Here is a 24,768-nt window from a genome sequence, read left to right as displayed (position 1 = left end):
GCTAGCGCACGTTGAAAGGAATGTCGCCACGGGTGATGTGGCCATCGACGCTGAGCACCTGCCATTGCAGATGCCAGGCGCCGGGGCTGAGCGCCCTGGCCTCGGCGTCGATCTCGTCGGCCGGCGCGTCGGCGGCCGGCGTGAGCGCCTGCTCGGCGCCGTCGGGCGCGCGCAGCTTCAGCCGCGAGCGGGCGTGATCGATGCGGCTGTTGAAGCGCAGCCGGATCAGTGTCGGCTGCTTCTCGATGGTCCCGCCCGCCGCGGGCTGCGACGAGACGATGATAGCATGGGCCGAGGCGGCGCCGGGGGCGGCCAGAAGCAGCGCGGCAAGGGTCGGCAGGTGACGGAATCGGATGACGGACGACATGGGACGCGCGGGCGGAGGCTGCGGCGGGAACGTTCGGGCTGGACCGGGTCGAACAAAACTCTACCGTTCAAATCTAAGCGCCCTTCCTGTTCCCCGCGTAGCCACAAAGTCGTGACTGCGCCGAACGGGGACCTGCGGCTGTGGACAGCCGCGCGCCGGCCCTGCCCGCGGAGCATCCCGGAACGGCGAAATTTAGGGTCGAATCATCAAGCACTTCGCTGTATGCCTCGCCGCATCATTCCGTCTGTCCGGCCCGGCCTGCCGGCCCGCGGACCAACATTGCCTTTCGAGGAACGCCTGAGGAAACCCGTCATGCCCGCCTATCGCTCCCGCACCTCCACCCATGGCCGCAACATGGCCGGCGCCCGCGGCCTGTGGCGCGCCACCGGCATGACCAACGAGGATTTCGGCAAGCCGATCATCGCCGTCGTCAACTCCTTCACCCAGTTCGTGCCGGGCCATGTCCACCTCAAGGACCTCGGCCAGCTGGTCGCCCGCGAGATCGAGAAGGCCGGCGGCGTCGCCAAGGAGTTCAACACGATCGCGGTCGATGACGGCATCGCGATGGGCCATGACGGCATGCTCTACAGCCTGCCGTCGCGCGAGCTGATCGCCGACAGCACCGAATACATGGTCAACGCGCATTGCGCCGACGCCATGGTCTGCATCTCCAACTGCGACAAGATCACGCCCGGCATGCTGATGGCCGCAATGCGGCTCAACATCCCCGCGGTGTTCGTCTCCGGCGGTCCGATGGAGGCCGGCAAGGTCAACATCGAGGGCAAGCTGCGCAAGGTCGATCTGATCGATGCGATGATCGTGGCCGCCGACGACAAGGTGTCCGATGCCGACGTGGAGGTCATGGAGCGCTCGGCCTGCCCGACCTGCGGCTCCTGCTCCGGCATGTTCACGGCCAACTCCATGAACTGCCTGACTGAGGCGCTCGGCCTGTCGCTGCCCGGCAACGGCTCGGTGCTGGCGACGCATGCCGACCGCCGCGGCCTGTTCGTCGAGGCCGGTCACCTGATCGTCGATCTCGCCCGCCGCTATTACGAGCAGGACGATGCGTCCGTGCTCCCGCGCTCGATCGCCAACTTCAAGGCGTTCGAGAACGCGATGAGCATGGACATCGCGATGGGCGGCTCGACCAACACCGTGCTGCATCTGCTCGCCGCCGCGCATGAGGGCGAGATCCCGTTCACGATGACCGACATCGATCGCCTGTCGCGCAAGGTCCCCTGCCTGTGCAAGGTCGCTCCCGCCGTGGCCGACGTGCACATGGAGGACGTGCACCGCGCCGGCGGCGTGATGGGCATCCTCGGCGAGCTCGCCCGCGCCGGCCTGCTGCACACCGAATTGCCGAGCGTCCATTCGGCCTCGCTGGCATCAGCGCTGGAGCGCTGGGACATCCGCAGCACGGCGAGCGAGAGCGTCAAGAACTTCTACATGGCCGCCCCCGGCGGCGTGCCGACGCAGGTCGCGTTCAGCCAGGACCGCCGCTACCAGGAGCTCGATCTCGACCGCGAGAAGGGCTGCATCCGCGACCTCGCGCATGCCTATTCCAAGGATGGCGGCCTGGCCGTGCTGACCGGCAACATCGCGCGCGACGGCTGCATCGTGAAGACCGCGGGCGTCGATGCCTCGATCCTGAAGTTCTCGGGTCCTGCGCGCGTGATGGAGAGCCAGGACGCCGCGGTCGAAGCGATCCTCACCAACAAGATCAAGGCCGGCGACATCGTCGTCATCATCTATGAGGGCCCGCGCGGCGGCCCGGGCATGCAGGAGATGCTGTATCCGACCAGCTATCTGAAGTCGAAGGGCCTCGGCAAGGCGTGCGCGTTGATCACCGACGGCCGCTTCTCCGGCGGCACCTCGGGGCTGTCGATCGGCCATGTCTCGCCGGAAGCCGCCGAGGGCGGCCTGATCGGCCTGGTGCAGGACGGCGACCGCATCGAGATCGACATCCCCAACCGCACCATCCATCTCGCAGTGTCGGATGAGGAGCTCGCCCGGCGCCGCGCCGCGATGGAGGCCCGGGGGGACCAGGCCTGGAAGCCGGCCAAGCGCGCCCGCAAGGTCTCGACCGCGCTGAAGGCCTACGCCGCGTTCGCCTCAAGCGCCGCGAAGGGCGCCGTGCGCGTGGTGAGGGATTGAGCCTTTAGCCCGCAGGACGGAGAAAGCATCTGCCTTCGCTCGACAGAGTGAAGGCAGATGCGTGCCTGCCGTCCTACTATGAGGCCGATTACTACGACCGACGGGCGGTGGGCACGGCGCGTCCGCTGACACTCCGCACCAGCCTTTTACTCAATCTGAAATTGCATTCAACTCGTGATGGTTGATTCAGGTCAACGCCCGATCTAGCGCCGTGCCGATACTGTGTCAGCATAGGGCCGCACGCGTCCCGGCGGTCACGTCCGGCCCGCATGGATGGGAGACGATCATGTCACAACAGCCGCTCCTCGACGAGCCGCGCCTCGCCTACCAGATCATCGTCACTGCGCCGGGCACGAAATCGCAGAACTGGCACGGCGTGCTGTACGATCAGAAGGGCGAGCCCGTGACGATCGCCGCCGGCGCGACGGTCAAGACCGGCGTCGGCGTGTTCGTCGGCGTCCCCGAGGACCGTCCTTTCCATCCCTTTGGTGCGATCCACGCCGACACCATTGCCTGGATGAAGACGGCGCAGGGCAACGTCATCATGGACACCGAGCCCTGGGCCTACCGGCTTCATGTCGGCGCGGAAGGCTCCAAGAACGAAGGCTGGCAGGGCGAGTTGCTGCATGGTCGGGGTGTGGTCGGGCCCCAGCCCGGCAAGTTTGAAACGCCGATGGGACCGTTCATCTGGTTGGAACGGACTCACCCCTGGGGCCTCGGCGGCTGGTTCCACGCATCCTGGTCGGCGGCCCAACGACAGGCACCGGCCAAACAAAGCGGCGCGGCCTGAGACGCGCGCGGTCGCGCCTGGGTTTCCATCTGACGGCTCAACCCGCCGGCTCAGAACTTGTATGTGGGCAGGTCGCTCGCGCGCCCCTGCCTAATCTACGTACTATGGCTGTGACCCAGCGAGCTTCGGTGTCGTTGTCCGAAGCTCCAATGCTCCGGCCTCCGCTCCGGCGTCGCGGAACGACACCAGCCGGCGCTGCTGTTCGTCCCACAGCACCAGTCGGACACAGCGCAGGCTCTCGGGCAGCGTGATGCGGCCGATCTCGCGCAGTTCGGGATGATCGCGCAGCACGACCGGCAGCCGGTAATAGGGAATTCGGCTCGAGAGATGGTGGACGTGGTGGATGCCGATGTTGGCGGTGAGCCAGTGCAGCCATGCCGGCAGGTCGTAATGTGAGCTGCCGTAGAGCGCAGCCTGCTGCTGCGTCCAGCGCTCGCCCCGCTCCCAGACGGTGTGCTCGAACTGATGCTGGACGTAGAACAGCCACACCCCGGCCATGGCGGCGAGCAGCATGATCGGGAGATGCACGACCAGGAACGCCTGGATGCCGATCAGCCACATCAGCCCGGCGACCACCAGGGCGATGCCGAGATTGGTGGCCATCGTGCTGACCCAGGGCGACCAGCCAGCCCGCATGAGACCGAACGGAAGACGGTGCTGCAGGAAGAACAGGTAAGCGGGACCGGCCACGAACATGACCAGGGGATGGCGGTAAAGCCGGTAGCGCAGCCGGGCCCAGCTCGACCGCGCCTGATATTCCCGCACGGTCAACGTATCGATATCGCCGATGCCGCGCCTGTCGAGGTTGCCGCTGCTGGCGTGGTGGATCGCATGCGTGCGCCGCCACCAGTCATAAGGCGTCAGGGTCAGCACGCCCAGGATGCGGCCGACCCAGTCGTTCGCCTGACGCCCGGCGAAGAAGGTGCCGTGGCCGCAATCGTGCTGGATCATGAACAGACGCACCAGAAAGGCGCCGGCAGGAATCGCGATGAGCAACGACGCCCAGGCATGGCCGAGCGAGAACGCGAACCAGGCGGCCGTCCACAGCGCCACCAGCGGCACGGCCGTGATGACCAGCTCGGTCACGCTGCGCAGGCGGTTTGGCGTGCGATAGCTGCTGAGAATCTGCATCCAGTACCTTGCGTCGGCCGCCGCGCGGCCCTCGTCGTCGCCGGCGCGCAGCGTGGCGCGGTCCTTGGGCGGCACAGTCGCCATCGCGACTGGCTGATCGAACTGCAATGTCGTCTCCACCTTGTGTTCTTGGCGATCGCGCATGGCGCGACCGCGGCCAAATGGACCCCTGCGGACCGCCGCAGGCGTTCGAAACCAGAGCTTTCGCGGATTCAACCGGGGGTCGAAGCCAAATGATTCATCGTGCGCCCGACGATGAGCCGGTCTGGAAGAGCAGTCTGAGACATGCCCGCAGGAAAGAGGTCAAGGGCGCGCAGGACAGATCGTACAACGTAACCCGCCGGACTCCGCATTGCTAGGAGATGGCGGATTACGATCCGTTAATTCCCTCTTGTTTGCCGCGACGATATGGCGCTGCGCCGTTTTCTCCGGGTTATTGCGGGGTGGGCCCGGGCTCCGCAGCCGCCACTGCACGAGACGACGAGCGCAGCGATGATCCCGCCAATGACGGCCTTTTGGTGGTCATGAATCCGGGCCGGCCCCTGGCGCTTCTGCCCGGGAATGACGGGAGCAGAATTCGAGTCATCCTCACGGTGGCGGTCATCGGCCCATCGTGACGTGCCTCATCGTCCAGTACCCTGCGTGGTGTCGTGCACGAACGCCCCATCGCCGCGCGCGTCGGAGAACATGTTCCAGATCGCGATAAACATTGCGGCGATGACCGGCCCGATGATGAAGCCGTTCAGACCGAACGCCTCGATCCCGCCGAGGGTCGAGATCAGCACGACATAGTCGGGCATCTTGGTGTCCTGGCCGACCAGGAGGGGACGCAGCAGATTGTCGACAAGCCCGATCACCAGGGCGCCATAGGCGATCAGGATCACGCCATGCCAGACCGATCCGGTGGCCAGCAGATAGAGCGCGACCGGAAACCACACCAGCCCTGCTCCGACAGCCGGAAGCAGCGACAGAAACGCCATCACGACGGCCCATAGCAGCGGCGCGGTGATGCCGAGGAACCAGAAGATCAGACCGCCCAGAGCGCCCTGCGCCAGCGCCACGACCAGATTGCCCTTCACCGTCGCGCGAATGACGACCGTGAACTTGCCCAGCAGCGCGTGCCGCTGCTCCGCGCGCAGCGGAATGGCGTTGGCGATACGCGCCGACAACGCCTCCTGGTCGCGAAGCAGGAAGAACAGCAGATACAGCATGAGGAACAGATTGACGAAGAACTCGAAGGTCCCTTGGCCGATGTTCAGCGCCTGGCCCGCAATCATCTGGCTGCCTTTCAGCAGGCCGGCCGACAGCCTGTCCTTCAGTCCGGCCAGGCTGCCGAGTCCAAAACGGTTGAGGAGATCGACCACCCATGTCGGAAGCGCCTCCAGCATCTTCTGGAAATACTGCCCGAGGTCCAACTGGCCCGACTGCGCCTGGCCGTAGACACCGGAGGCCTGCTGCGCCAGCGCCGCCCCGATCAGCGACAGCGGCAGAATGACGATCAGGACGACCAGCAGTACGGCGACGGCTGCGGCAAGCCCATCTCTGCCGTGCATCGACCGCGACAATCGGCGGTGGAGGGGAGAAAACACGATGGCCCCCACGACGCCCCACAGCACGGCGGGGTAGAATGGCAGCAGGATCCAGCCGAGCAGCAGCGTGATCACCACGAGCAGGAACAACAGAACTCGGTCTTCGAAGCTGCGCATGTCAACTTTCCAGTCTGGCCGCGACATCTGGACGCGTGCCGTGGTCTTTCGAGCATCGCGAGTCGGCTATCGCCGAATCCAACAGGGGTCAACGCGGGCAGGCGCCATTCGGGCTCCAAGCTGGTCGCGAGATCGATGCGGCACGTTGCATGACATCCACCATCGCGTCGCGCTCATATCACGCGCGGTGTCAGGGACGCCCCCGCCTCCCCGCCGTCATTCCGGGGCAGCGGCGAGAGCGTGCGCCAAAACGCGGATTTCGCCTGAACCCTCAACAACAACGCCAATTTCAAGAGTTTCCGCGAAAAATCAATCGCTTCTGAACACCAGCAGATCAGTTCACAGGGCGGGGGTTGGCGCAGCGTAACCCGCCGAAAGCTTGGCGCGAGAAGATGGTGGATTGTGCTACGGCAATCCGCCCTGCGCGCTGCTATGAGGTCGTAGGGCGGGTCGCGCCGAAGGACTTCCGAGATGGCGTGCGTTAGACCCGGCTGCTCAAGCGCTCGCCTGGGCAGATACCGGCTCGCTGCGGGAGGAGCGCGATGCATCCGATGATCACTGCCGCCAGGATTGCCGACGCGTAGTATCGGCTGAACGCCAGCCCGCCGTTCGCGATTGGCTTGTCCAGAAAATCGCCGAGCGTCGCACCAAGCGGTCTGGTGAGAATGAAGGCGGCCCAGAACAGCGTCGTGCGCGACAGCGAGGTGAAGTAGTAGGCAGCCGCGATCGCCGCCAGGCCGGCGCCGAAGACGAGCGCGCCGCGTTCGTAGCCGAGACCGTTGGTGTCGGCCACCCAGTCCCCAAGCGCGGTACCCAGCGTCTGAGAGAACAGGATCGATATCCAATAGAACGCCTCGATGCGCGGCGTCGAAACGGTGTTGACCGAGATTGATCCTTCCGACCGGTACCAGACGAGGAGGGAGAGCATCAACAGCGCGAAAAGAAGGGACGAGCCGCCAGCATATCCGATTCCCAAGGAGCGGTCGGCAAGGTCGGCCACGGTCGTGCCGGCCGTGGTCGTGGCGATGACGACCGACCAATAGAGGAAGGGGCGAAATTGTCTTGCCGCGATCTGGGCGGCGACAACAACGAGGAACAGGGCGATGAATATGGCGCTGCTTACCCCGTATCCAAGTTTCATCGACATCGAAGCGGCGTCGCCACCCGTCTCGCCAAGCGTCGTCGCCAAAATCTTGATGACCCAGAATATCAGGGTCACTTCCGGAACCTTGCTCGTCTCGATGCCGTCGTTCATGCGGGGGTCTTTCACTTGATTGTAGATCGCTCCGGTGCGCCGGAACGTGGCGGCACATCGCGAAATGGGCCGCCACCGGCTCTGGAGACGCGGGCTAGGCCTTCATGGAGTCCATCACCGAAAGCAGATCGGCGAGGGCCGTCTTGCACTTCGCTGCGTCCGGCTTGGTCTCGCGGACGGCTTCGAGCGCCCGGTCGATCGCCTTGTCGACGGTGTGCCAGTCGGCTGCAGCGCGCGGTTTCAGGCCAGCCTCCGACTCGTCCCATTTGGTCTCCAGATCCTTGATGCGGGTCTTGGCGCCCGAAAGGTCTCCCTTGTCGACGAGAGCCGCGACTTCGGCGGCGATGCTCCTGAAGGCAGTCAGGTCGCCGAGCTTCGACTGCGCCGCTTCCGCGCGCGGCACCAGGAAAGCGCCTCCGCCGGCGACCGGGGCCAACTGGGCGATGGACAGGGCGAGGATGACTGCGGTGCTCGTGAACAGGGTCTTCTTCATTGTTACACTCCGATGGTGGTCTGGGTTGGATCGGTTTGCGGGGAACGAGGTCATTCGCTCAGGAAGGCCTCGGTCTTCCGGGGGCGGTCGCCTTCGAAGGACAACCATGCGACCAGCCCGATGATGACGGTGAGGAAAGCCAGGCTGGTATGGATGGTGCCTAGTCCGAGTCCGCCATATTCGCGCGACTGCGAAAGGAGGTCTCCGAGCGAGGCTCCGAGTGGGCGGGTCAGGATGTAGGCGAGCCAGAAGGTCAGCACGGCGTTCGCGCCCAGCATGGAGGCAGCGGCGACGGCGGCGATCAGACCCGCAAAGGCAAAGACGCCGACGTTGAAGCCAAGCCCCAAAGCCTCGGTCGCGAGGTCTCCCGCGGCGGTACCCAGCGCGAACGTGAAGAGAATCGCGGACCAGTAGAAGGCCTCGCGCCTCGTCGTGAAGATGGTATGGATCGAGAGCGTTCGTTCGAACGCGTACCAGACCGCGAAGATCGCAGCCAGGACGATGGCAAACGCCACCGTGCTGACATACAGACTGACCTCGAGCTTGTCGGTCAGCGCATCGGTGATCTGGGTGCCGACCACACTGACCAGGACCACGGTCAGCCAGTAGATCCAGGGCACGTACCTGTTCATGCTTAGCTGGACCGCGAGCGCCGCTGCGAGAAGGCCCGCCATGACGAGGCCGGTCACCGTCGTCCCCAGCCCGACATGGACGGCAAGATAGTCAGCGCCGGTTTCGCCGACGGTGGTCGACATGATCTTGATCACCCAGAAGACGAGGGTGACCTCGGGGACCTTGTTGAGCATCCTGTGGCCTGTCGATTCGTTCCCGGGCATTTCCGCACAACTCCTGTTCGATCTGGTCTGGCGACGTTGCGTCGTTGCCATGCAAGGTGCCTGCTCAGACTTAGCTCCGCCTTAGAGGATCGGGCCTCCGAACGCGGCTAAGTCGCTCCTAAGTCGCGATCGTCATGGTGCGCCGGAGGGGGACATGAAACGGAGAAACGGAATGCTACGTTCACCAATCGCCGCCTGCTCGATCCTTCTGTTGACGGTCGTCGCGGCTTCGGCGGAAACTCCGAGCACGGCCGCGAATGATGCCGGTCCGATCGCATCGGCCAGGGTCTCGCTGCCGTCCGCGATCGACATCGCCGAGAGGCACGCCAAGGGCAAGGCGGTCCGGGCGGAATACGAAAAGCAGAAAGATGGAAGCTGGGTCTACGACGTCGAAGTGAAGGCCGACAACGGAGTGACCGACGTCAAGGTCGATCCGGAGAAGGGAACGATCGTGGCGTCTGCGGCGGACAGGGACGACGAGGACAACGACAAGGCCGATTGATCGAAGGTGCTCGGCGGCCGGCAGGCTTATCTTCCGGTCGCCGTTCGGGGACGGACAGATGCGTGTATTGCTCGTGGAAGACGACGCGATGATCGGTGCCGCGGTTTCGCAGGCGTTGAAGGACGCCGCCTACGCGGTGGATTGGGTGCGGGACGGCGAACTCGCGATCGACGCGGTGCGAAGCGAGACCTACGATATCGCGCTGCTCGATCTCGGCCTGCCCGAGATCGACGGCCTGGAGATACTGCGGAAAGTCCGCAGCGGCGGCGCGCGCCTGCCGGTGATCATACTGACCGCGCGTGACGCCCTGGACGACCGCATCAGAGGTCTCGATCTCGGAGCCGACGACTATCTCGTCAAGCCGTTCGAGATCGGGGAGTTGCTGGCGCGCATGCGCGCGGTGACGAGGCGCGAGGGCAGCGGCGCGGCGCCAATTCTGACGAACGGAAAGCTCCAACTCGACCCGGCGACGCGCGAAGCCTCCTATTTCGAGGAAAAGGCGGTTCTCAGCGCGCGCGAATTCGCGCTGCTTCGGGCGCTGCTCGCACGGCCTGGAACGATCCTGTCCCGAAGCGAGCTGGAGGGACATATCTACGGATGGAGCGAAGAAGTAGAAAGCAACGCCGTCGAGTTCCTGATCCACGCCGTGCGAAAGAAGCTCGGCAATACGTCGATCAGAAACGTTCGAGGCGTCGGCTGGATGGTGGATCGCTCCACATGATCGGATCGCTGCGCGGCCGCCTCTTCGCCGGACTCACTGCCGTCATCGTCGTTGCAGGAGCGGTCGGAGGAGCGTTTGCATATGTCTGGGCTTACGACGAGGCCATCGAGATGCAGGACTCCGTCCTCAACCAGATCGGGGTCTTCGCGCTGAGCTCCCCGATCAGGCAGAGCCAGCCGCTCAATGGGGTCGACGCCGAGTCGGAGATCGCCGTCGTCGAATTGGGCGAGCTCCCGCATGGTCCGGCCGACAATCGCCGGTTCTGGGGTCTTCGGGATGGATTGCACAACGATACGTATCAGGGGCAACCGGTGCGCGCTCTGCTCCGGACGCGTCCCGACGGGACCCGGCTCGCAATCACGCAACGAACGGAAATCCGGACCGAGCTCGCGAGCGATATGGCGCTGCGCACGCTGCTTCCCATCCTCGCGCTGATCCCGTGCCTGATGCTGGTCATCGCGATCGTGATCGCCCGCTCCCTGCGGCCCATGGTCGTTCTGGCCGGCGAGCTGGATGCGAGGAAGCCTGACGATATCGAACAATTGAAGGCCGCGACCGCCCCCAGCGAGTTGCAACCTTTCCTCGACTCCATAAATGGTCTGCTTCGGCGCATGCGCGCCATGATGGAGCAGCAACGGCGCTTCATCGACGATGCGGCCCACGAGCTCCGGACGCCGATTACGGCTCTCAGCCTGCAGGCGGAAAATCTCGACCTCATGGAGATGCCGGCGGCGTCCCGGGAACGCCTCGCCGCTTTGAAAAGCGGTATGCGGCGAACGAAGCATCTGCTGGAGCAGCTTCTGGCCCTCGCCCGTCACGACGCCGAAACGCCGGCAACCAACGAGCCGGTACAGCTGGACAGGATCACGAAGGGCGTGGTGGCCGATCTTCTGCCGGAGGCCGCGACCCGCGACATAGACGTCGGCTTCACGATGGCCGAGACGGTCGTGGTGGAAGGCACGCCGTTCTTCGTCATATCGGCCGTTCGGAACCTGATCGAAAACGCGATCAAATTCACCCCAGACGGCGGCAGCGTCGATATCGGTATCTATCGGGAGGGCGAAGCAGCGATCGTGCAGATCGAAGATACCGGGCCAGGCATCCCGCCATCGGATCTCGACCGCATCTTCGAGCCTTTTTTCCGGTCGAGACAGGCCGGCGGCGAAGGATCGGGGCTCGGTCTCTCGATCGTCAAACGCATCGTCGAGAGGTATCGCGGATCGATTTACGTCGAAAATATCGTGGAGGCGGATCGCTCCGGCCTTCGCGTCATTCTACGCTTGCCCGCCTCGGACAAGGTGCCCGCATAGTGACCTGCTTCCCTGGTATTGTTCGGTTCGGACTATGACGGCGCGGCGCGCCGCCTACCACGTGAATCTCACCCGGCAGCGGTTGCAGGCAGCCCCGCTGCACGAAAATCCGCACCGCATGCGGCCTTTGAACCAGGCACCTCGTCACCCCAGGCTCGACGGGTCCGTACGAAAGATGACCACGGACGGCCAGGCGCGGCTGGCTAGGGATTCCCGGCTTAGCCGCCGGCACGGCAGCTTCGTAAACAGCGTCCCAATGTGCGGCGAAGCGGTGCGCTGAAACGCGGATTTGGCCTGAACGCTCAACAACAACGCCCATTTCAAGAGCCTGCGCGAAAAATAAATCGCTTCCGAAAATCAGCAAATCAGGCGTATGCTGCCCGCGTTCCGGTCCGGATGAGGGACGTACGCGTCGTCACGATACGTTGGGCCGGCAATGCGGTGGACGTGAGGGCATCGGCGCGCATCATGTGCGGACGAACGATGCACTTGCGGACGTGAAGTCGCGTGGTCCTGACACCCCGAAGCTGGTGTCCCCGCGGCGGCGTGCGAGAAGCGCGTCGTCGCGTACGGTGGCCAACAAGCCCGGTGCACCGAGGAGAGCGCGTATAAGCGTTAAAACCTCCGCGCAGGGAATGCCGGGATGTCTCGGCTGACCTGTGGTGACTGCCGCCTGCTTTTTTTCTGCAGGCGGGCCATGGGTGCGGCCAGCGCCCGGCATTCCCTGCGCCCTCATCATGTCACGAGGGCCCGCCTATCGCATGACCCGGACGCACTGGGCGTCGCGGCGATGCTGCGGCTCGTCCTGATCCGGATCCTCGTCTGCGGCCTCCGCCCCGGTTGCCAACCGCGCGATGAGTCGCAATAAACAGCGCTTCCGAGCCGGCGCGACCGGCCCGTCGACCTGGAGGCATGATGATGACGACGAGACCGACCGCAAAATCATCCGACAAGGATGTCTGGCGCGTCGGCGTGCTGTTCTCACGCAGCGGCCTGATGGAGGTCACGGAGTCCGAGCATTTCTTCGGCACCGCGCTGGCGATCCAGGAGATCAACCGGGACGGCGGCGTGCTCGGCCGCGAGATCGAGGTCATCGCCTATGATCCGGGCTCGCAGCCTGAGACGTTCCGCAAGCTCGCCGATCGGCTGCTGACCGAGGACGGCGCCTCCGTCATCTTCGGCTGCTCGACCTCGGCCGAGCGCAAGGCGGTGCTGCCGGCGATCGAGCGTCGTAACGGCCTGCTGTGGTATCCCTCGCTCTACGAGGGTTTTGAATATTCGCCGAACGTGATCTACACCGGGCCGGCGCCGAACCAGAACGCGTTCCAGCTTGCCGAATACATCGTGCGCAAGCATGGCCCGCGCGTCTACCTGATCGGCTCGGACTACATCTATCCGCGCGAATCCAACCGCATCATGCGCGACCTCGTCGAGTCCTATGCGGGCCGCGTCGTCGGCGAGCAATATGTGGCGATGGAGGCGACCGATGCCGAGCTCTCGCGCGGCCTCAATGCCATCAGGGATGCCGCGCCCGACGTCGTGTTCTCGACCATCGTCGGCCGCACCGCACAGCGCTTCTATCGGATGTATGCGCAGGCCGGCTTCGACCCGAAGCGGCTGCCTATCGCCAGTCTCACGATGGCCGAGGGCGAGGTCCGCGCCATCGGTCCCGAATATTGCGCCGGCCACCTCACTGCGGCGAGCTATTTCGGTACGCTCGCGCGCGACAGCAACGACCGCTTCAAGGCGGCGTTCGCGGCCGCCTTCGGCGCCGACAAGCCGGTCAGCATGTGGAGCGCCTCGGCCTATGCGCAGATCAAGCTGTTCGCGCTGGCGTTGGCGCAGGCGGGCAGCCTCGATACCCAGAAGCTGGTCGAAGCCGCGCTCGGCCTCAGCCTGGAGGCGCCGGAGGGACCGATGCGGATCGATCCCGACAACAACCACGTCTGGACCACGCCGCGCATCGGGCGCGTGCGCGCCGACGGGCAGTTCGACATCGTCTGGGAGAGCAAAAGCCCGATCAAGCCGGACCCGTATCTGTCAGTCTCGCCGATCGGTGGCCGCTGGCTGAGCGAAGAGGCGCTCTCAGCATGAGACCGGATGACCGCATGAAGCCGGGGGTGCGCCGGCTGATCGAGGAGCTGCGCGGCGCGCGCGTGCTGGTGATCCATCCGCGCGATGCCGAGGGCGATGCGCTGATCGACCAGCTCAAGCGCATCGGCTGCAACGTGCGCGGCGTGTGGCCGCCGCCGGCCGCGATCCCGCACGACATCGACACCGTGTTCCAGCTGATCGAGACCTCGGAGGAGATGATCTTTCCGGAAGGCACCAGCGAGCATCCCCTCACCTTCATCGCCATCGTCGACTACGAGAATCCGACCATCCTGAAGCGGCTGCTCGACAGCAACGCGCATGGCGTCGTCAACAAGCCGATCCGCTCGTTCGGCATCTTGTCGTCGCTGGTGCTCGCGCGCTCGCTGCGCGGCTACACGCGCAGGCTCGAGAGCAAGGTGCAGAAGCTGGAGGAGACCTTGAAGGCGCGGCGCGACGTCGACAAGGCGGTGAAGATCCTGATGGGGCTGAAGCAGGTCGGCGAGGTCGAGGCCTATGAGCTGATCCGCGCGCAGGCGACGCAGAAGCGCGTCGCGATGGCGGATATCGCGATCTCGATCATCAATGCGCAGGAGACGCTCGGCGGATTGGGTGTGCTGGATGCGCCGGCCTCGCGCTGAGCGGGTGTTTCCGCGCTCATGCGCTGGGCAGCCGCGGCCCGAAATTTTTGCAGCCGATGGCGTTGACTTCGTATCAAGCATGGGAATTACTTGAGGACGTCGCGGACATCGGATGTCCGCCAATGGCCGGTCGGCCATTTCACATCAGGCTATGCAGCCCTCGCATTGCGCCACAAGGCGCAGTCGGGGGCTTTTTGTTTGGCGCGCGCGACCCTCGCGAACGCAACGGAGACTCGTGCCTTGACGACGGATGACGACAGCAAACTGCGGATCGCCTGCATCCAGATGCAGCCGATGGTCGGCGAGTTGGCAACCAACCTCGCCCACAGCCTCGACCTGATTCACCAGGCCGTGGCGCAAGGCGCCAGGCTCGTGGTGCTCCCCGAGCTCGCCTCCTCCGGCTACGTATTCAAATCGCGCGAGGAGGCCTTCGCCGCCTCCGAGACCATTCCAGGCGGTCCCGCAGTGACCGCCTGGAGCGAGATCGCCGCCGAGCACGGCCTGCATCTCGTGGCAGGGATCTGCGAGCGCGACGGCGCCAAGCTCTACAACAGCGCCGTGCTGATCGGACCGAACGGCTATATCGGCAAGTTCCGCAAGGTGCACCTGTGGAACGAGGAGAACCTATATTTCGAGCCCGGCAATCTCGGCTTCCCCGTCTACCACACCGAGATCGGCCGCATCGGCATGGCGATCTGCTACGACGGCTGGTTCCCCGAGAGCTATCGTCTCAATGCGCTGCAAGGCGCCGACATCGTCTGCGTGCCGACCAACTGGGTGCCGATCCCCGGCCAGGCGCCGGGCCGCGAGGCGATGGCCAACATTCTCGCCATGGCCGCCGCACATTCCAACTCGATCTTCATCGCCTGCGCCGATCGCGTTGGCATCGAGCGCGGCCAGCCGTTCGAGGGTCAGAGCCTGATCGTCAGCTACACCGGCTGGCCTGTCGCCGGTCCCGCGAGCCGGGACAAGGAGGAGATCGTGGTCGCCGACGTCTCGCTCGGCGAGGCCCGCCGCGCCCGCAACTGGAACGCCTTCAACCAGGTCCTGCGCGACCGCCGCTCCGATGTCTATGACGAGATGCTCGGCAGCGAGGTCAAACGGGGGTGGTACTGACTGCTCCACGGCAATTTTCATCTCGACCATTCACGGAGGACAATCGATGACGTCGCGTTTGATCACCACCTCGCTGGCGCTCGCCCTTGCGGCGGGAACGGCACTCTCGCCTGCTCTGGCCGCCGATCCGATCAAGATCGGCGTTCCCGTCGGCCTGTCGGGCGCCAACTCCGTCGTTGCACCGTCGGTGGTGCAATCCGCCGAGCTCGCGGTGGAGGAGATCAACGCCAAGGGCGGCGTGCTCGGCCGCAAGCTCGCGCTCGAGGTCGCCGATGACGCCTCGGGCGCGGCCGGCGCCCAGAAGGCATTCGACGCGCTGATCTTTCAGAAGAAGGTCAACGTGCTGATCTCGATGGAGACCAGCGCGGCCCGCAACGCCGGCCTGCCGATCGTCGCCCGCGGCAAGACGCCCTACATCTACACCTCGTTCTACGAGGGCAAGTCCTGCAGCCCCTATCTGTATGTCAACGCCTGGGTGCCGGACCAGCAGGTGCCGCCGATCGTCGACTACTTCAACAAGGAGAAGAAGGCGAAGAACTATTTCCTGATCGGCTCCGACTACGCCTTCGGCCGCGGCATGCTCGGCTTCACCAAGAGCTACATCGAGAAGACCGGCGGCAAGGTGGTCGGCGAGGAATATCTGCCGATGGACGGCTCGGACTGGACCTCGATCATCTCCAAGCTCAAGACTTCCGGGGCTGACGCGCTGATCACCTCGACGGCGGGCGGCGCGCCGAACGTGACCCTGACCAAGCAACTGCGCGCCGCCGGCGTGAATCTGCCTTACGGCAACCTCGCCGTCGACGAGGGCACCGCCAAGGGCATGGGTGCTGATGCCGCCGGCATCTATCTGTCGGCCTCGTACGTCACGGGCATCGACACCCCCGCCAACAAGACCTTTTTGGCGGCGATGGCCAAGAAGTTTGGTGCCGAGCTGAAGACGCCGAACGATCTGTCGGTTCCGGAGTATGAGGCGGTGTACGCCTACAAGGCGGCGGTCGAGAAGGCCGGCAGCACCGACCAGGACAAGGTGCTGAAGGCGCTGGCCGAGGTCTCGGTCGACGGCCCGCGCGGCACGATCAAGATGGACAAGCAGCGCCATGCGCCGCTGACGATGTATCTCGGCCAGGTCCAGGCCAACGGCAGCGTCAAGGTGATCCAGAGCTTTGCGAACGTCGATCCCGGAGCGCAGTGCCCGGGCAAGTCCTGATCGCGTATCCTCCCGCGGGGCGGACGCGCGTCCGCCCCGCAACCTCTCGACCGGGAATGACCATGCTGACCGTCGCCCTCGATGCCGTCACGACGGCCGCCATGCTCTTCATCATCGCCGCCGGCCTTCTGATCGTGTTCGGCGTGATGAAGATCATCAACTTCGCCCATGCCGCCTTCCTGACCGTGGGCGCTTATGCAGCCCTGGTCGGCGCGCAACTGGGCCTGCCGTGGTTTCTGATCCTGCCGCTCGCCTTCGTCGCCGGCGCGGTCTGCGGCGGCGTGACGGAGATCGTGATCGTCCGCCGGCTCTACAAGCGTCCGCTCGATGCGATCCTCGCCACCTGGGGCCTCGGCATCGTACTCGGGCAGCTCATCACGCTGATGTTCGGCCGCGAGGTGCAGTTTGTGCAAGCGCCGATCTCGGGAACGGTGCATCTGTTCGGCGCCGATTATTCGGCCTACCGGCTGGTGATGATCGCCGCGGCCATCATCGTCGGCCTGCTGTTCACCGCTCTTCTCAACGGCACGCGGCTTGGTCTGTCGACCAAGGCCGTGATCATGAACGAGATGCTGGCGCAGGGCCTCGGCGTCGACTCCTCACGGGTCAGGCTGATCACCTTCGCACTCGGCAGCGGGCTCGCCGCGCTGTCGGGCGCACTGATCACGCCGCTGTCGAGCGTCGACCCGAACATGGGCGTGCCCTGGCTGATCGGTGCGTTCATGCTGGTCATGGTGTCCGGCGGCTCGCTGCTGGCGCTGGCCGGCTCCTGCGCGGTCCTCGGCACCCTTCAGGTCCTGGTTTCGACCTTCGTCAATCCGATCCTCGGCGGTCTCACCATCGCGATCTGCGCCGCCGTCGTGCTGCGGATCCGCCCGGAGGGTTTTGCCCGTGCCTGATGCGCGCCCCCTCGCCTCTCCTGTGTCCCCAACGAAGCGCGCGATGCCGCTCCTGATCGTCCCCGCGTTGCTGGTCGCGCTCGCCGCCGGCGTGATCGTCGTGGCGCCGCTGCTGCTCGATACCTACCTCGTGAACATCCTGGTGCGCGCCTGCTTCGTCGCCATCGCGGCGATCACCGTCGACATCATGTGGGGCTATTGCGGCACGCTGACGTTCGGCCAGTCCGCCTTCTTCGGCATCGGCGCCTATGCGCTCGCGATCATGTTCACCGAATATGGCTTCGGCCCCTGGCAGATCTGCGCCGCGATCGGCGCAGCCGTGGTGGTGGCGGCCGCTGTCGCCGCCTTCACTGGCTGGCTGTCGTTCTACCCTGGCTCGACGCCGCTCTACGCCTCCGTGATCTCGCTGGTGGTGCCGATCGTGCTGGTGCAGATCCTCTATTCCGGCGGCACATTCACCGGCTCGTCGAGCGGACTTGTCGGCTTCGAAAGCTTCGATCTGGAGATCGAGACCTGGCTGCGACTCGCTGGTTTCGGATTGCTGGCGACGGCGACGCTCGCGCTCGTCGTGATGCGCAGTGACACCGGACGTCTGCTGGCGGCGCTGCGCGACAACGACGCACGCTGCACCTATCTCGGCATCGACACGTCGCGGCTGCGTATCACGGTGCTGGTATTGTCCGCGATCGTCTCCGCGCTGGCCGGATTCTTTTATGCCGGATTCGGCGGTATCGCCGCGCCCGAAAACGCGAGCTTCAGCTTCGGAACCAACCTCGTGATCATGGTCGCGCTCGGCGGCCGCGGCACCGTGATCGGTCCGGTGATCGGCGCGCTGTGCATCGAGGTGGCGAGCGCCTACCTTGCCAATAGCCTCCCCTATGTGTGGGAGCTGATCGTCGGGCTTGCGCTGATCATCGTGATCCTTGTCTTCCCGGACGGCCTGCTTGGCGCTGTGATGCGCCTGGTCAAGCGCGGCGGTTCGGGACGGCGCACTGCGACGACGCTGCGCCCGGCCGCTGCCGCCACGGCGGTCAGCAATCCGGACGCCGTTGCCATCGAAGTTCGCGCGCTCGGCAAGCATTATGGCAGTCTCGCAGTGCTGGACGGCGTGCAGTTCACGGCATATCGCGGCGAATTGCTGAGCCTCGTCGGTCCCAACGGGGCTGGCAAGACCACCTTGATCCGCTGCCTGTCCGACGGCCGCGAACGCTCGACCGGCGACGTCGCGATCGCCGGCCACGACATCGTACGGCTGCCGCCGGATCGCGTCGTTCGGTTTGGCCTGGGACGCAAGTTCCAGACGGCATCGGTGTTCGAGACGCTGACCGTCGCAGAATGCCTGCGCGTCGCGCGGACACATGCTGATCCTCCCGCACTGACCTCGCGCGCGGTGACGCTGGCGCTGCCGCCTGCAGCCATGTCGGTCGTCGAACGCTCCGGGCTCAGCGAGCGGCTCGATGAGGAAGCGCGCAATCTGAGCCACGGGCTCAAGCAGGCACTCGAGCTCGCGATGGTGCTGTCGCTCGAGCCCGACGTGCTGCTGCTGGATGAGCCAACCGCCGGACTGACGCGCGCGGAACGGCAGAGCTTCGCCGACATCCTCACCGCCCTCGCCCGCCGCGACCGGCTCTGCATTCTCCTGGTCGAGCACGATCTCGATTTCGTGCGCGAGATCTCCTCGCGCATCATCGTGCTGCACCAGGGGCGCCTCGCGCTCGACGGCTCGGTCGACGAGGTCGTGAACAGCGAGCTGGTGCGCGAAATATACACCGGACAGCATGTTCCGCATGCGGAGGCCCTCGCATGAGCAGCGTTCTGGATGTTCACGAGCTGGCAAGCGGCTACGGCTCGTCGGAGGTGATCAGCAATGTCGGTTTTGCGCTCGGCAAAGCCGAAACCCTCGCCATCGTGGGCAAGAACGGCATGGGCAAGACCTCGCTGCTCAAGGCCATCGTCGGCTTCCTGCCGGCCTGGCGCGGCCGAGTGAGACTTGCAGGCAAGGACGTGACGCGGATAGCGCCGCATCTGAAGCGGAAGATGGGGCTGGTCTATGTGCCGCAGGAGCATGCGCTGTTCCAGGATCTGTCGGTGCGCGACAATCTCAGGCTCGGCGTGCTCACGGACGACGACATGACCGCGCGTTTCGAGCAGGTCGGCGGCTGGTTTCCGGTGCTGACCAAGCGGCTCAGCCAGCGGGCCGGCACGCTGTCCGGCGGCGAGCAGAAGATGCTGATCGTGGCGCGCGCGCTGATGGCGAAGCCCGACGTGCTGCTGCTCGACGAGGTCACGGAAGGTCTGCAGCCGTCCGTCGTCGACCGGCTGTCCGAGGTGCTGGTGCGGGCTCGCCGCGAGATCGGCACCTCGATGATCGTGGTCGAGCAGCATCTGCCGTTCGCGCTCTCGATCAGCGACAGATACCTCGTGTTCAAGCGCGGCGAGATCGTCGATGCCGCCGCTGTCGACCGTGACTCCGCCGCGCGCATCGACGAGCACATGCGGATCTAGCGAACGCCTCGGCGGGAGAACAGCGAGATCAGCACCGGCAGCGTGATTAGGATGACCATCGGGGCCAGCATCATGCCGGTGACCACGACGATCGCGAGCGGCTTCTGCACCTGTGAGCCGATGCCGGTCGACACCGCGGCCGGCATCAGGCCGATGCCGGCGACGACGCAGGTCATCAGCACCGGACGCAACTGCAATTCGCCGGTGCGGATGACGGCCTCGATGCGGTCGACACCCTCGTCGATCAGCTGGTTGAACTGCGACAGGATGATGATGCCGTCCATCACGGCGATGCCGAACAAGGCGATGAAGCCGATCGCCGCCGAGACGCTGAACGGGATTCCGGTCAAGACGAGGCCGACCACGCCGCCGAAGATCGCCATCGGGATCACGCTCATGGCGAGCAAGGTATCGGCCATCGAGCCGAAATTGAACCACAGGAGCACGCCGATCAGCGCGAGGCTGATCGGCACCACGATCGACAGCCGCTTGATCGCATCCTGCAGATTGCCGAACTCGCCGACCCACTCGACATGCGAGCCCGGCGGCAACTGCACCTGGTCGGCGACCTTCTGCTGCGCCTCCTGGATCGCGCTGCCGAGGTCGCGCTCGCGCACCGAGAACTTGATCGGCAGATAGCGCTCCTGCTGCTCGCGATAGATATAGGCTGCGCCCGAGACCAGCTTGATGGTCGCGACCTCGCTCAGCGGAATTTGCGTAATGCCGTTCGGCCCCTGCGCGCCGATGCGCAGATTCTCGATCGCCTCCGCGCTCTTGCGATATTCCGGCGCCAGACGAACGATGATCGGGAAATGCCGGTCGGAGCCGGGCTCGTAGAGATCGCCCGCGGTGTCGCCGCCGATCGCGACCTTGATGGTGGCGTTGATGTCGCCAGGCGCGAGCCCGTAGCGCGCCGCCTTGGCGCGGTCGATGTCGATCTGCACGGTCGGCTGTCCGAGCGAGGTGAACACCGCGAGATCGGTGATGCCCTGCACCGTCGACAGCACCTGCTTGATCTTGTTGGCGGTATCCGTCAGCGCCTGCAGATCATTACCATAGAGCTTGATCGAGTTCTCGCCTTTCACGCCGGAGACGGCTTCGGAGACGTTGTCCTGCAGATATTGCGAGAAATTGAACTCGACGCCGGGGAAGCGGTCGTCGAGCTGCTTCAGCAACTCCGCGGTAAGCTGATCCTTGTCCTTGGTGCCGGGCCAGTCCTTCACCGGCTTCAGCGGCGCGAAGAACTCGGCATTGAAGAAGCCCGCGGCATCGGTGCCGTCGTCGGGACGGCCGTGCTGCGAGACCACCGCATCGACCTCGGGCCGCGCGCGGATGATCTTGCGCATCTCGTTGACGTAGGCGTTGCCCTCCTGCAGCGAAATCGTCGGCGGCAGGGTCGCACGGATCCAGAGATTGCCCTCCTCCAGCTTGGGCAGGAATTCGAGCCCGAGCAGCCGGCCGACCACCACGGTCAGCAGCACGAGACCGATCGCGCCGGTCATCACCAGATTGCGGTTGCCGACCGCCCAGCGCAGCACCGGCGAATAGATCGCGTGCAGCAGCCGCATCAGCCGGGTCTCGGTCTCCTCGACATGTGCGGGCAGGATGATCGCGCTCAGCGCCGGCGTCACGGTGAAGGTCGCAAGCAGACCGCCGGCGAGCGCATAGGCATAGGTGCGCGCCATCGGCCCGAAGATGTTGCCCTCGACGCCGCTCAGGGTGAACAGCGGCAGGAACGCGGCGATGATGATCGCGGCGGCAAAGAAGATCGAGCGCGACACGTCGGCGGCCGCCGACAGGATCGCGTGGCTCTTCATGCCCATCATCGTCTCTGGCGAGATGTGACTCTCCTCGGCCTCGGACAATGGCGTGGTCTGCGTCAGCCGGCGGAAGATCGCCTCGACCATGATGACGGTGGCATCGACGATCAGGCCGAAATCGATCGCGCCGACCGACAGCAGGTTCGCCGACTCGCCGCGCAGCACCAGGATGATGACGGCGAAGAACAGCGCGAACGGAATCGTGGCGCCGACGATCAGCGCGCTGCGCAGATTGCCGAGGAAGATCCACTGCAACAGCACGATCAGACCGATGCCGACCACCATGTTGTGCAGCACGGTGTGGGTCGTGGTGTCGATCAGGTCCTTGCGGTCGTAGATGCGCTCGATGCGCACGCCCGGCGGCAGGATCGTCGAGTTGTTGATCTGGTCGACCAGTTGCTCGACCCGCGCGATCGTCGGCGAACTCTGCTCGCCGCGCCGCATCAGCACGATGCCCTGGACGATATCGTCGTTGTTGTTGAGGCCGGCGATGCCGAGCCGCGGCTTCTCCGCCACCGTGACGTTGGCGACGTCCTTCACCAGCACCGGATTGCCGCCGCTCTGCGACACCATGGTATTGGCAAGGTCGTCCATCGAGCGGATCAGGCCGACGCCGCGCACGACCGCCGACTGCGTGCCGATCTCGACCGTGTTGCCGCCGACATTGATGTTGGAGTTGCCGACCGCCTGCAAGAGCTGCGGCAGGGTCAGACCGTTGGCGACCAGCTTGTTGAAATCGACCTGGATCTCATAGGTCTTGGTCTTGCCGCCCCAGCCGGTGACGTCGATGACGCCAGGCACGGCGCGGAAGCGCCGCTGCAGCACCCAGTCCTGCAAGGTCTTGAGGTCGAGCACGCTGTAGCCGGGCGGACCACGCAGCCGGTAGCGATAGATTTCGCCGACCGCGCTCAAGGGCGAGATCTGCGGCGTGACGTTGCCCGGCAGTGGTGACAGCTGCGACAGCCGGTTCAGCACCTGCTGCAAAGCTTCGTCGTAGGTGTAGTCGAACGAAAACTGCAGCTTGACGTCGGACAGGCCGTACAACGAGATCGTTCTGATCGTGCGCAGGTTCTTGATGCCCGCAACCTGGGTTTCGATCGGGATCGTGATGTAGCGCTCGATCTCCTCGGCCGAGAGACCCGGGCTCTGCGTCACGATGTCAACCATCGGCGGGGTCGGATCGGGATAGGCTTCGATGTTGAGCTGGCGGAACGCGATCAGGCCGCCGATCAGGACGGCGACGAACATTCCGACCATCAGGAAGCGCCGCTGGACGGCGATGGCGACGAGGCGGTCCATTCAGATCGGCACTTTCAGGAAGGCAGGCGGGAGGCGCGCATCTCAGCTGCCCGAGGCTGCGCGATCGATGAACAGGCTTCCCTTGGTGACGATCTGCTCGCCTGCGCTCAGATTGCTTTCGACGGCGACCTGATCGCCATTGATCAGACCGGTCTTGATCTTGCGCAGCTCGATCGACTTGTCGGGACGGGCGACCCAGACGCGAACCTGGTTGCCTTCGTAGATCAGCGCCTGTCGGGGCACCGCGACGGCGGGTTGCTCGCCTGGCGAATAGATCGTCACATTGGCGAACATCTCCGGCTTCAGCAGGCCGTCCTTGTTGTCGATGGTCGCCCGGACGAGCAGCCGGCGGCTCGCCGGGTCGATCGAAGCGGCGACGTAGTTGATGCTGGCCTTGAGCGGCCGGCCGGGCAGCGCCAGCACGTTGACGAGGATTTCCTCGCCGATGTTCACCAGCGCCGCATCGCTCTCACGGACGAACGCGGTCAGCCAGACGGTGGAGAGATCGCCGATCACGAACACCGGGTCGCTCGCGCCGGAGTTGACGTATTGTCCGGGGCCGACCTTGCGCTGCACGACCGTGCCGGCGATCGGCGAATAGATCGTGATCTCGCGGTCGATCACGCCCTTGCTCTGGAAATCGGTGATCGCAGCATCCGTGAAGCCGAGGATGCGCAGCTTGTTGCGGGCGGCCTCCAGCGCCGTTTGTGACGACCGCATGTCATTCTGGGCCTGAACGGAGGTCGCCTCCGCCTGCTGGAAATCCTTCAGCGGGATGGCCCTGCCTTCAAACAGGTCCTTGGCGCGCTTGTACTGGATGTCGGCGAGATCGAGCGCGGACTTCGCCTTGTTCATCGAGGTGATGGCCGCAATGAAATCGTTCTGGGCCTGCACCGTGTCGGCGGCCTCGATCACGAACAGCGGCTGGCCCTGCTTGACGTTGTCGCCCGGGCGGGCCAACAGCTTGGTGACGCGGCCGGCATAGGGCGAGAACACCGGCGTCGAGCGGTCCTCGTCGACGGCAACCTTGCCCTCGGTGACGTGCTCGGCACGGAAAATCTTGTCGCAGACCGGCTCGATCGTCAGCGTCGCCCATTCCGCCGCCGATGGCGTGAAAGTGGTGCCGTTGCGCTTGGACTGGCTGGAGAGCTCGATATTGTCTTTCGCAGCCGATCCCGACTGGAATTGCGTATAGCCATAGCCGCCCGCGCCGGCCACCGCCAGGGCAGCCAGGCCGATCAGCAGCCGCTTGGTGCTGAGCATCTGCGGGGATGGGTTCATGTCAGACGCCATGGCTGGTCAGATAGGCTCGCTTTATCTGTCGACGATTCCGGCTCTGGCGGTCTCATCGTGGCGCTAATAGTGCGGAACTGGAGCTTTAAACAACCTAAAAATCGCCCAACTCGTCCCTGTTTTGCTTTAAAAATTTGAAAGTTCAACGACAGCCGTTCAGCTTGCATTCAGCTCGTTCCGGGCAATCGCGGTTGCACCGCGGCGCACCATGGACGCATCGACGGCGCCGCGGATCGCCGGGACGGTGTCGCCGGTCGATGAGCCAACCTCCGCGGGTACGCCTCTACTCCGGCCTCACCTTTTGTGCTCCGGCTCGGGCGAGATCGCAACGTCGTGCGTGTTCGCGAAAATCGAGTCATGGTTTCCATGGCCCTGCGATGGCTGACGGCCATGCGATCATCGATGGCAGCCTCGATCAGGTGACTGGGACGCGCACATGAAGACGCAGTCTCGCGGCGCAGATGCGTCCGAGTCTTGCTGATTTTCTTGCCGATCGCTTCACCCTCTCGTGAAGAGGGCGCAGGGAAGGCCAGGCGCCGGCTGGCGCCTGCGGCCCGCCTGCGAAAAGAATGCAGGCGGCAGGTACCACAGGTGCAGCCGAGAACGCCCGGCCTTCCCTGCGCGATGGT

20 protein-coding genes are annotated in these 24,768 nt (G+C 65.0%); 12 read left to right on the top strand and 8 right to left on the bottom strand.

Annotation, left to right across the window (positions count from 1 at the left end; genetic code table 11):
* Position 1: 1 nt before the first annotated feature.
* Positions 2-367, bottom strand: a complete 366-nt coding sequence (locus QX010_RS28395; RefSeq protein ID WP_316183066.1) for a copper resistance protein CopC — start codon at positions 365-367, stop codon at positions 2-4.
* Positions 368-679: 312 nt separating this feature from the next.
* Between QX010_RS28395 and ilvD the strand changes: the two genes are divergently transcribed.
* A complete protein-coding gene (gene ilvD, locus QX010_RS28390) occupies positions 680-2,521 on the top strand; it encodes a dihydroxy-acid dehydratase (protein WP_316183065.1) in 1,842 nt (613 codons plus the stop codon).
* Between the two features lie 286 nt (positions 2,522-2,807).
* Positions 2,808-3,311, top strand: coding sequence for a hypothetical protein (locus QX010_RS28385; RefSeq protein ID WP_316183064.1), 504 nt, complete (start codon positions 2,808-2,810; stop codon positions 3,309-3,311).
* A gap of 102 nt (positions 3,312-3,413) precedes the next feature.
* On the opposite strand, the gene QX010_RS28380 is transcribed toward QX010_RS28385, so the two are convergent.
* The 5 genes from QX010_RS28380 to QX010_RS28360 form a co-directional block, all read right to left on the bottom strand.
* Complete coding sequence (locus QX010_RS28380; protein WP_316183109.1) at positions 3,414-4,442, bottom strand: fatty acid desaturase; 1,029 nt, start codon at positions 4,440-4,442, stop codon at positions 3,414-3,416.
* A 623-nt stretch (positions 4,443-5,065) separates the two neighbouring features.
* A complete protein-coding gene (locus QX010_RS28375) occupies positions 5,066-6,148 on the bottom strand; it encodes an AI-2E family transporter (protein WP_315801229.1) in 1,083 nt (360 codons plus the stop codon).
* 481 nt (positions 6,149-6,629) lie between these two features.
* Positions 6,630-7,403, bottom strand: coding sequence for a hypothetical protein (locus tag QX010_RS28370; RefSeq protein ID WP_316183063.1), 774 nt, complete (start codon positions 7,401-7,403; stop codon positions 6,630-6,632).
* A 94-nt stretch (positions 7,404-7,497) separates the two neighbouring features.
* Positions 7,498-7,896, bottom strand: a complete 399-nt coding sequence (locus QX010_RS28365) for a hypothetical protein (protein WP_316183062.1) — start codon at positions 7,894-7,896, stop codon at positions 7,498-7,500.
* A 50-nt stretch (positions 7,897-7,946) separates the two neighbouring features.
* The gene (locus tag QX010_RS28360; protein ID WP_316183061.1) at positions 7,947-8,702 is read right to left on the bottom strand and encodes a hypothetical protein; all 756 of its coding nucleotides are present in this window, start codon (positions 8,700-8,702) and stop codon (positions 7,947-7,949) included.
* A gap of 202 nt (positions 8,703-8,904) precedes the next feature.
* On the opposite strand from QX010_RS28360, the gene QX010_RS28355 reads away from it, so the two are divergent.
* From QX010_RS28355 to QX010_RS28310, 10 genes are all read left to right on the top strand, one after another.
* A complete protein-coding gene (locus tag QX010_RS28355; RefSeq protein ID WP_316183060.1) occupies positions 8,905-9,234 on the top strand; it encodes a PepSY domain-containing protein in 330 nt (109 codons plus the stop codon).
* A 58-nt stretch (positions 9,235-9,292) separates the two neighbouring features.
* Positions 9,293-9,955 (top strand): response regulator transcription factor, encoded by a 663-nt coding sequence (locus QX010_RS28350; protein ID WP_316183059.1) that lies wholly within the window; start codon positions 9,293-9,295, stop codon positions 9,953-9,955.
* Positions 9,952-11,265 (top strand): ATP-binding protein, encoded by a 1,314-nt coding sequence (locus tag QX010_RS28345; protein WP_316183058.1) that lies wholly within the window; start codon positions 9,952-9,954, stop codon positions 11,263-11,265. Before QX010_RS28350 ends, QX010_RS28345 begins: the two co-directional genes overlap by 4 nt.
* 918 nt (positions 11,266-12,183) lie before the next feature.
* On the top strand, positions 12,184-13,359 hold the full coding sequence (locus QX010_RS28340) for a transporter substrate-binding domain-containing protein (protein ID WP_316183057.1): 1,176 nt from the start codon (positions 12,184-12,186) through the stop codon (positions 13,357-13,359).
* 14 nt (positions 13,360-13,373) lie between these two features.
* Positions 13,374-13,997: an ANTAR domain-containing response regulator gene (locus QX010_RS28335; RefSeq protein ID WP_316183108.1), complete on the top strand. Its 624-nt coding sequence runs from the start codon at positions 13,374-13,376 to the stop codon at positions 13,995-13,997.
* Positions 13,998-14,237: 240 nt separating this feature from the next.
* On the top strand, positions 14,238-15,113 hold the full coding sequence (locus QX010_RS28330) for a nitrilase family protein (protein ID WP_316183056.1): 876 nt from the start codon (positions 14,238-14,240) through the stop codon (positions 15,111-15,113).
* A gap of 46 nt (positions 15,114-15,159) precedes the next feature.
* Positions 15,160-16,323, top strand: coding sequence for a substrate-binding protein (locus QX010_RS28325; protein WP_316183055.1), 1,164 nt, complete (start codon positions 15,160-15,162; stop codon positions 16,321-16,323).
* 62 nt (positions 16,324-16,385) lie between these two features.
* Positions 16,386-17,222, top strand: a complete 837-nt coding sequence (locus QX010_RS28320; protein WP_315801235.1) for a branched-chain amino acid ABC transporter permease — start codon at positions 16,386-16,388, stop codon at positions 17,220-17,222.
* Between the two features lie 43 nt (positions 17,223-17,265).
* Entirely contained in the window at positions 17,266-19,029 is a 1,764-nt protein-coding gene (locus QX010_RS28315) for a branched-chain amino acid ABC transporter ATP-binding protein/permease (protein ID WP_316183054.1), read from the top strand.
* Positions 19,026-19,727 (top strand): ABC transporter ATP-binding protein, encoded by a 702-nt coding sequence (locus tag QX010_RS28310; RefSeq protein ID WP_315801237.1) that lies wholly within the window; start codon positions 19,026-19,028, stop codon positions 19,725-19,727. Before QX010_RS28315 ends, QX010_RS28310 begins: the two co-directional genes overlap by 4 nt.
* On the opposite strand, the gene QX010_RS28305 is transcribed toward QX010_RS28310, so the two are convergent.
* Together QX010_RS28305 and QX010_RS28300 are read right to left on the bottom strand one after the other, a co-directional pair.
* Positions 19,724-22,846 (bottom strand): CusA/CzcA family heavy metal efflux RND transporter, encoded by a 3,123-nt coding sequence (locus tag QX010_RS28305; protein WP_316183053.1) that lies wholly within the window; start codon positions 22,844-22,846, stop codon positions 19,724-19,726. The two genes, QX010_RS28310 and QX010_RS28305, sit on opposite strands and share 4 nt — an antisense overlap.
* Before the next feature lie 42 nt (positions 22,847-22,888).
* On the bottom strand, positions 22,889-24,127 hold the full coding sequence (locus QX010_RS28300; RefSeq protein ID WP_410051987.1) for an efflux RND transporter periplasmic adaptor subunit: 1,239 nt from the start codon (positions 24,125-24,127) through the stop codon (positions 22,889-22,891).
* Positions 24,128-24,768 lie beyond the last annotated feature (641 nt).

The sequence above is a fragment of the Bradyrhizobium sp. SZCCHNRI1009 genome (assembly GCF_032487575.1).
Taxonomy (GTDB): domain Bacteria; phylum Pseudomonadota; class Alphaproteobacteria; order Rhizobiales; family Xanthobacteraceae; genus Bradyrhizobium.
Note: the sequence above shows the minus strand (reverse complement) of the source record. Positions and strands in the feature narration are given on the sequence as shown.

Coding starts and splice junctions, on each gene's coding strand:
- ilvD (WP_316183065.1), top strand. CDS start 680: ATGCCCGCCTATCGCTCCCGCACCTCCACCCATGGCCGCAACATGGCC.
- QX010_RS28370 (WP_316183063.1), bottom strand. CDS start 7,403: ATGAACGACGGCATCGAGACGAGCAAGGTTCCGGAAGTGACCCTGATA.
- QX010_RS28315 (WP_316183054.1), top strand. CDS start 17,266: ATGCCGCTCCTGATCGTCCCCGCGTTGCTGGTCGCGCTCGCCGCCGGC.
- QX010_RS28305 (WP_316183053.1), bottom strand. CDS start 22,846: ATGGACCGCCTCGTCGCCATCGCCGTCCAGCGGCGCTTCCTGATGGTC.
- QX010_RS28375 (WP_315801229.1), bottom strand. CDS start 6,148: ATGCGCAGCTTCGAAGACCGAGTTCTGTTGTTCCTGCTCGTGGTGATC.
- QX010_RS28365 (WP_316183062.1), bottom strand. CDS start 7,896: ATGAAGAAGACCCTGTTCACGAGCACCGCAGTCATCCTCGCCCTGTCC.
- QX010_RS28300 (WP_410051987.1), bottom strand. CDS start 24,127: ATGAACCCATCCCCGCAGATGCTCAGCACCAAGCGGCTGCTGATCGGC.
- QX010_RS28310 (WP_315801237.1), top strand. CDS start 19,026: ATGAGCAGCGTTCTGGATGTTCACGAGCTGGCAAGCGGCTACGGCTCG.
- QX010_RS28385 (WP_316183064.1), top strand. CDS start 2,808: ATGTCACAACAGCCGCTCCTCGACGAGCCGCGCCTCGCCTACCAGATC.
- QX010_RS28360 (WP_316183061.1), bottom strand. CDS start 8,702: ATGCTCAACAAGGTCCCCGAGGTCACCCTCGTCTTCTGGGTGATCAAG.
- QX010_RS28340 (WP_316183057.1), top strand. CDS start 12,184: ATGACGACGAGACCGACCGCAAAATCATCCGACAAGGATGTCTGGCGC.
- QX010_RS28325 (WP_316183055.1), top strand. CDS start 15,160: ATGACGTCGCGTTTGATCACCACCTCGCTGGCGCTCGCCCTTGCGGCG.
- QX010_RS28335 (WP_316183108.1), top strand. CDS start 13,374: ATGAAGCCGGGGGTGCGCCGGCTGATCGAGGAGCTGCGCGGCGCGCGC.
- QX010_RS28320 (WP_315801235.1), top strand. CDS start 16,386: ATGCTGACCGTCGCCCTCGATGCCGTCACGACGGCCGCCATGCTCTTC.
- QX010_RS28345 (WP_316183058.1), top strand. CDS start 9,952: ATGATCGGATCGCTGCGCGGCCGCCTCTTCGCCGGACTCACTGCCGTC.
- QX010_RS28350 (WP_316183059.1), top strand. CDS start 9,293: ATGCGTGTATTGCTCGTGGAAGACGACGCGATGATCGGTGCCGCGGTT.
- QX010_RS28380 (WP_316183109.1), bottom strand. CDS start 4,442: ATGCAGATTCTCAGCAGCTATCGCACGCCAAACCGCCTGCGCAGCGTG.
- QX010_RS28355 (WP_316183060.1), top strand. CDS start 8,905: ATGCTACGTTCACCAATCGCCGCCTGCTCGATCCTTCTGTTGACGGTC.
- QX010_RS28395 (WP_316183066.1), bottom strand. CDS start 367: ATGTCGTCCGTCATCCGATTCCGTCACCTGCCGACCCTTGCCGCGCTG.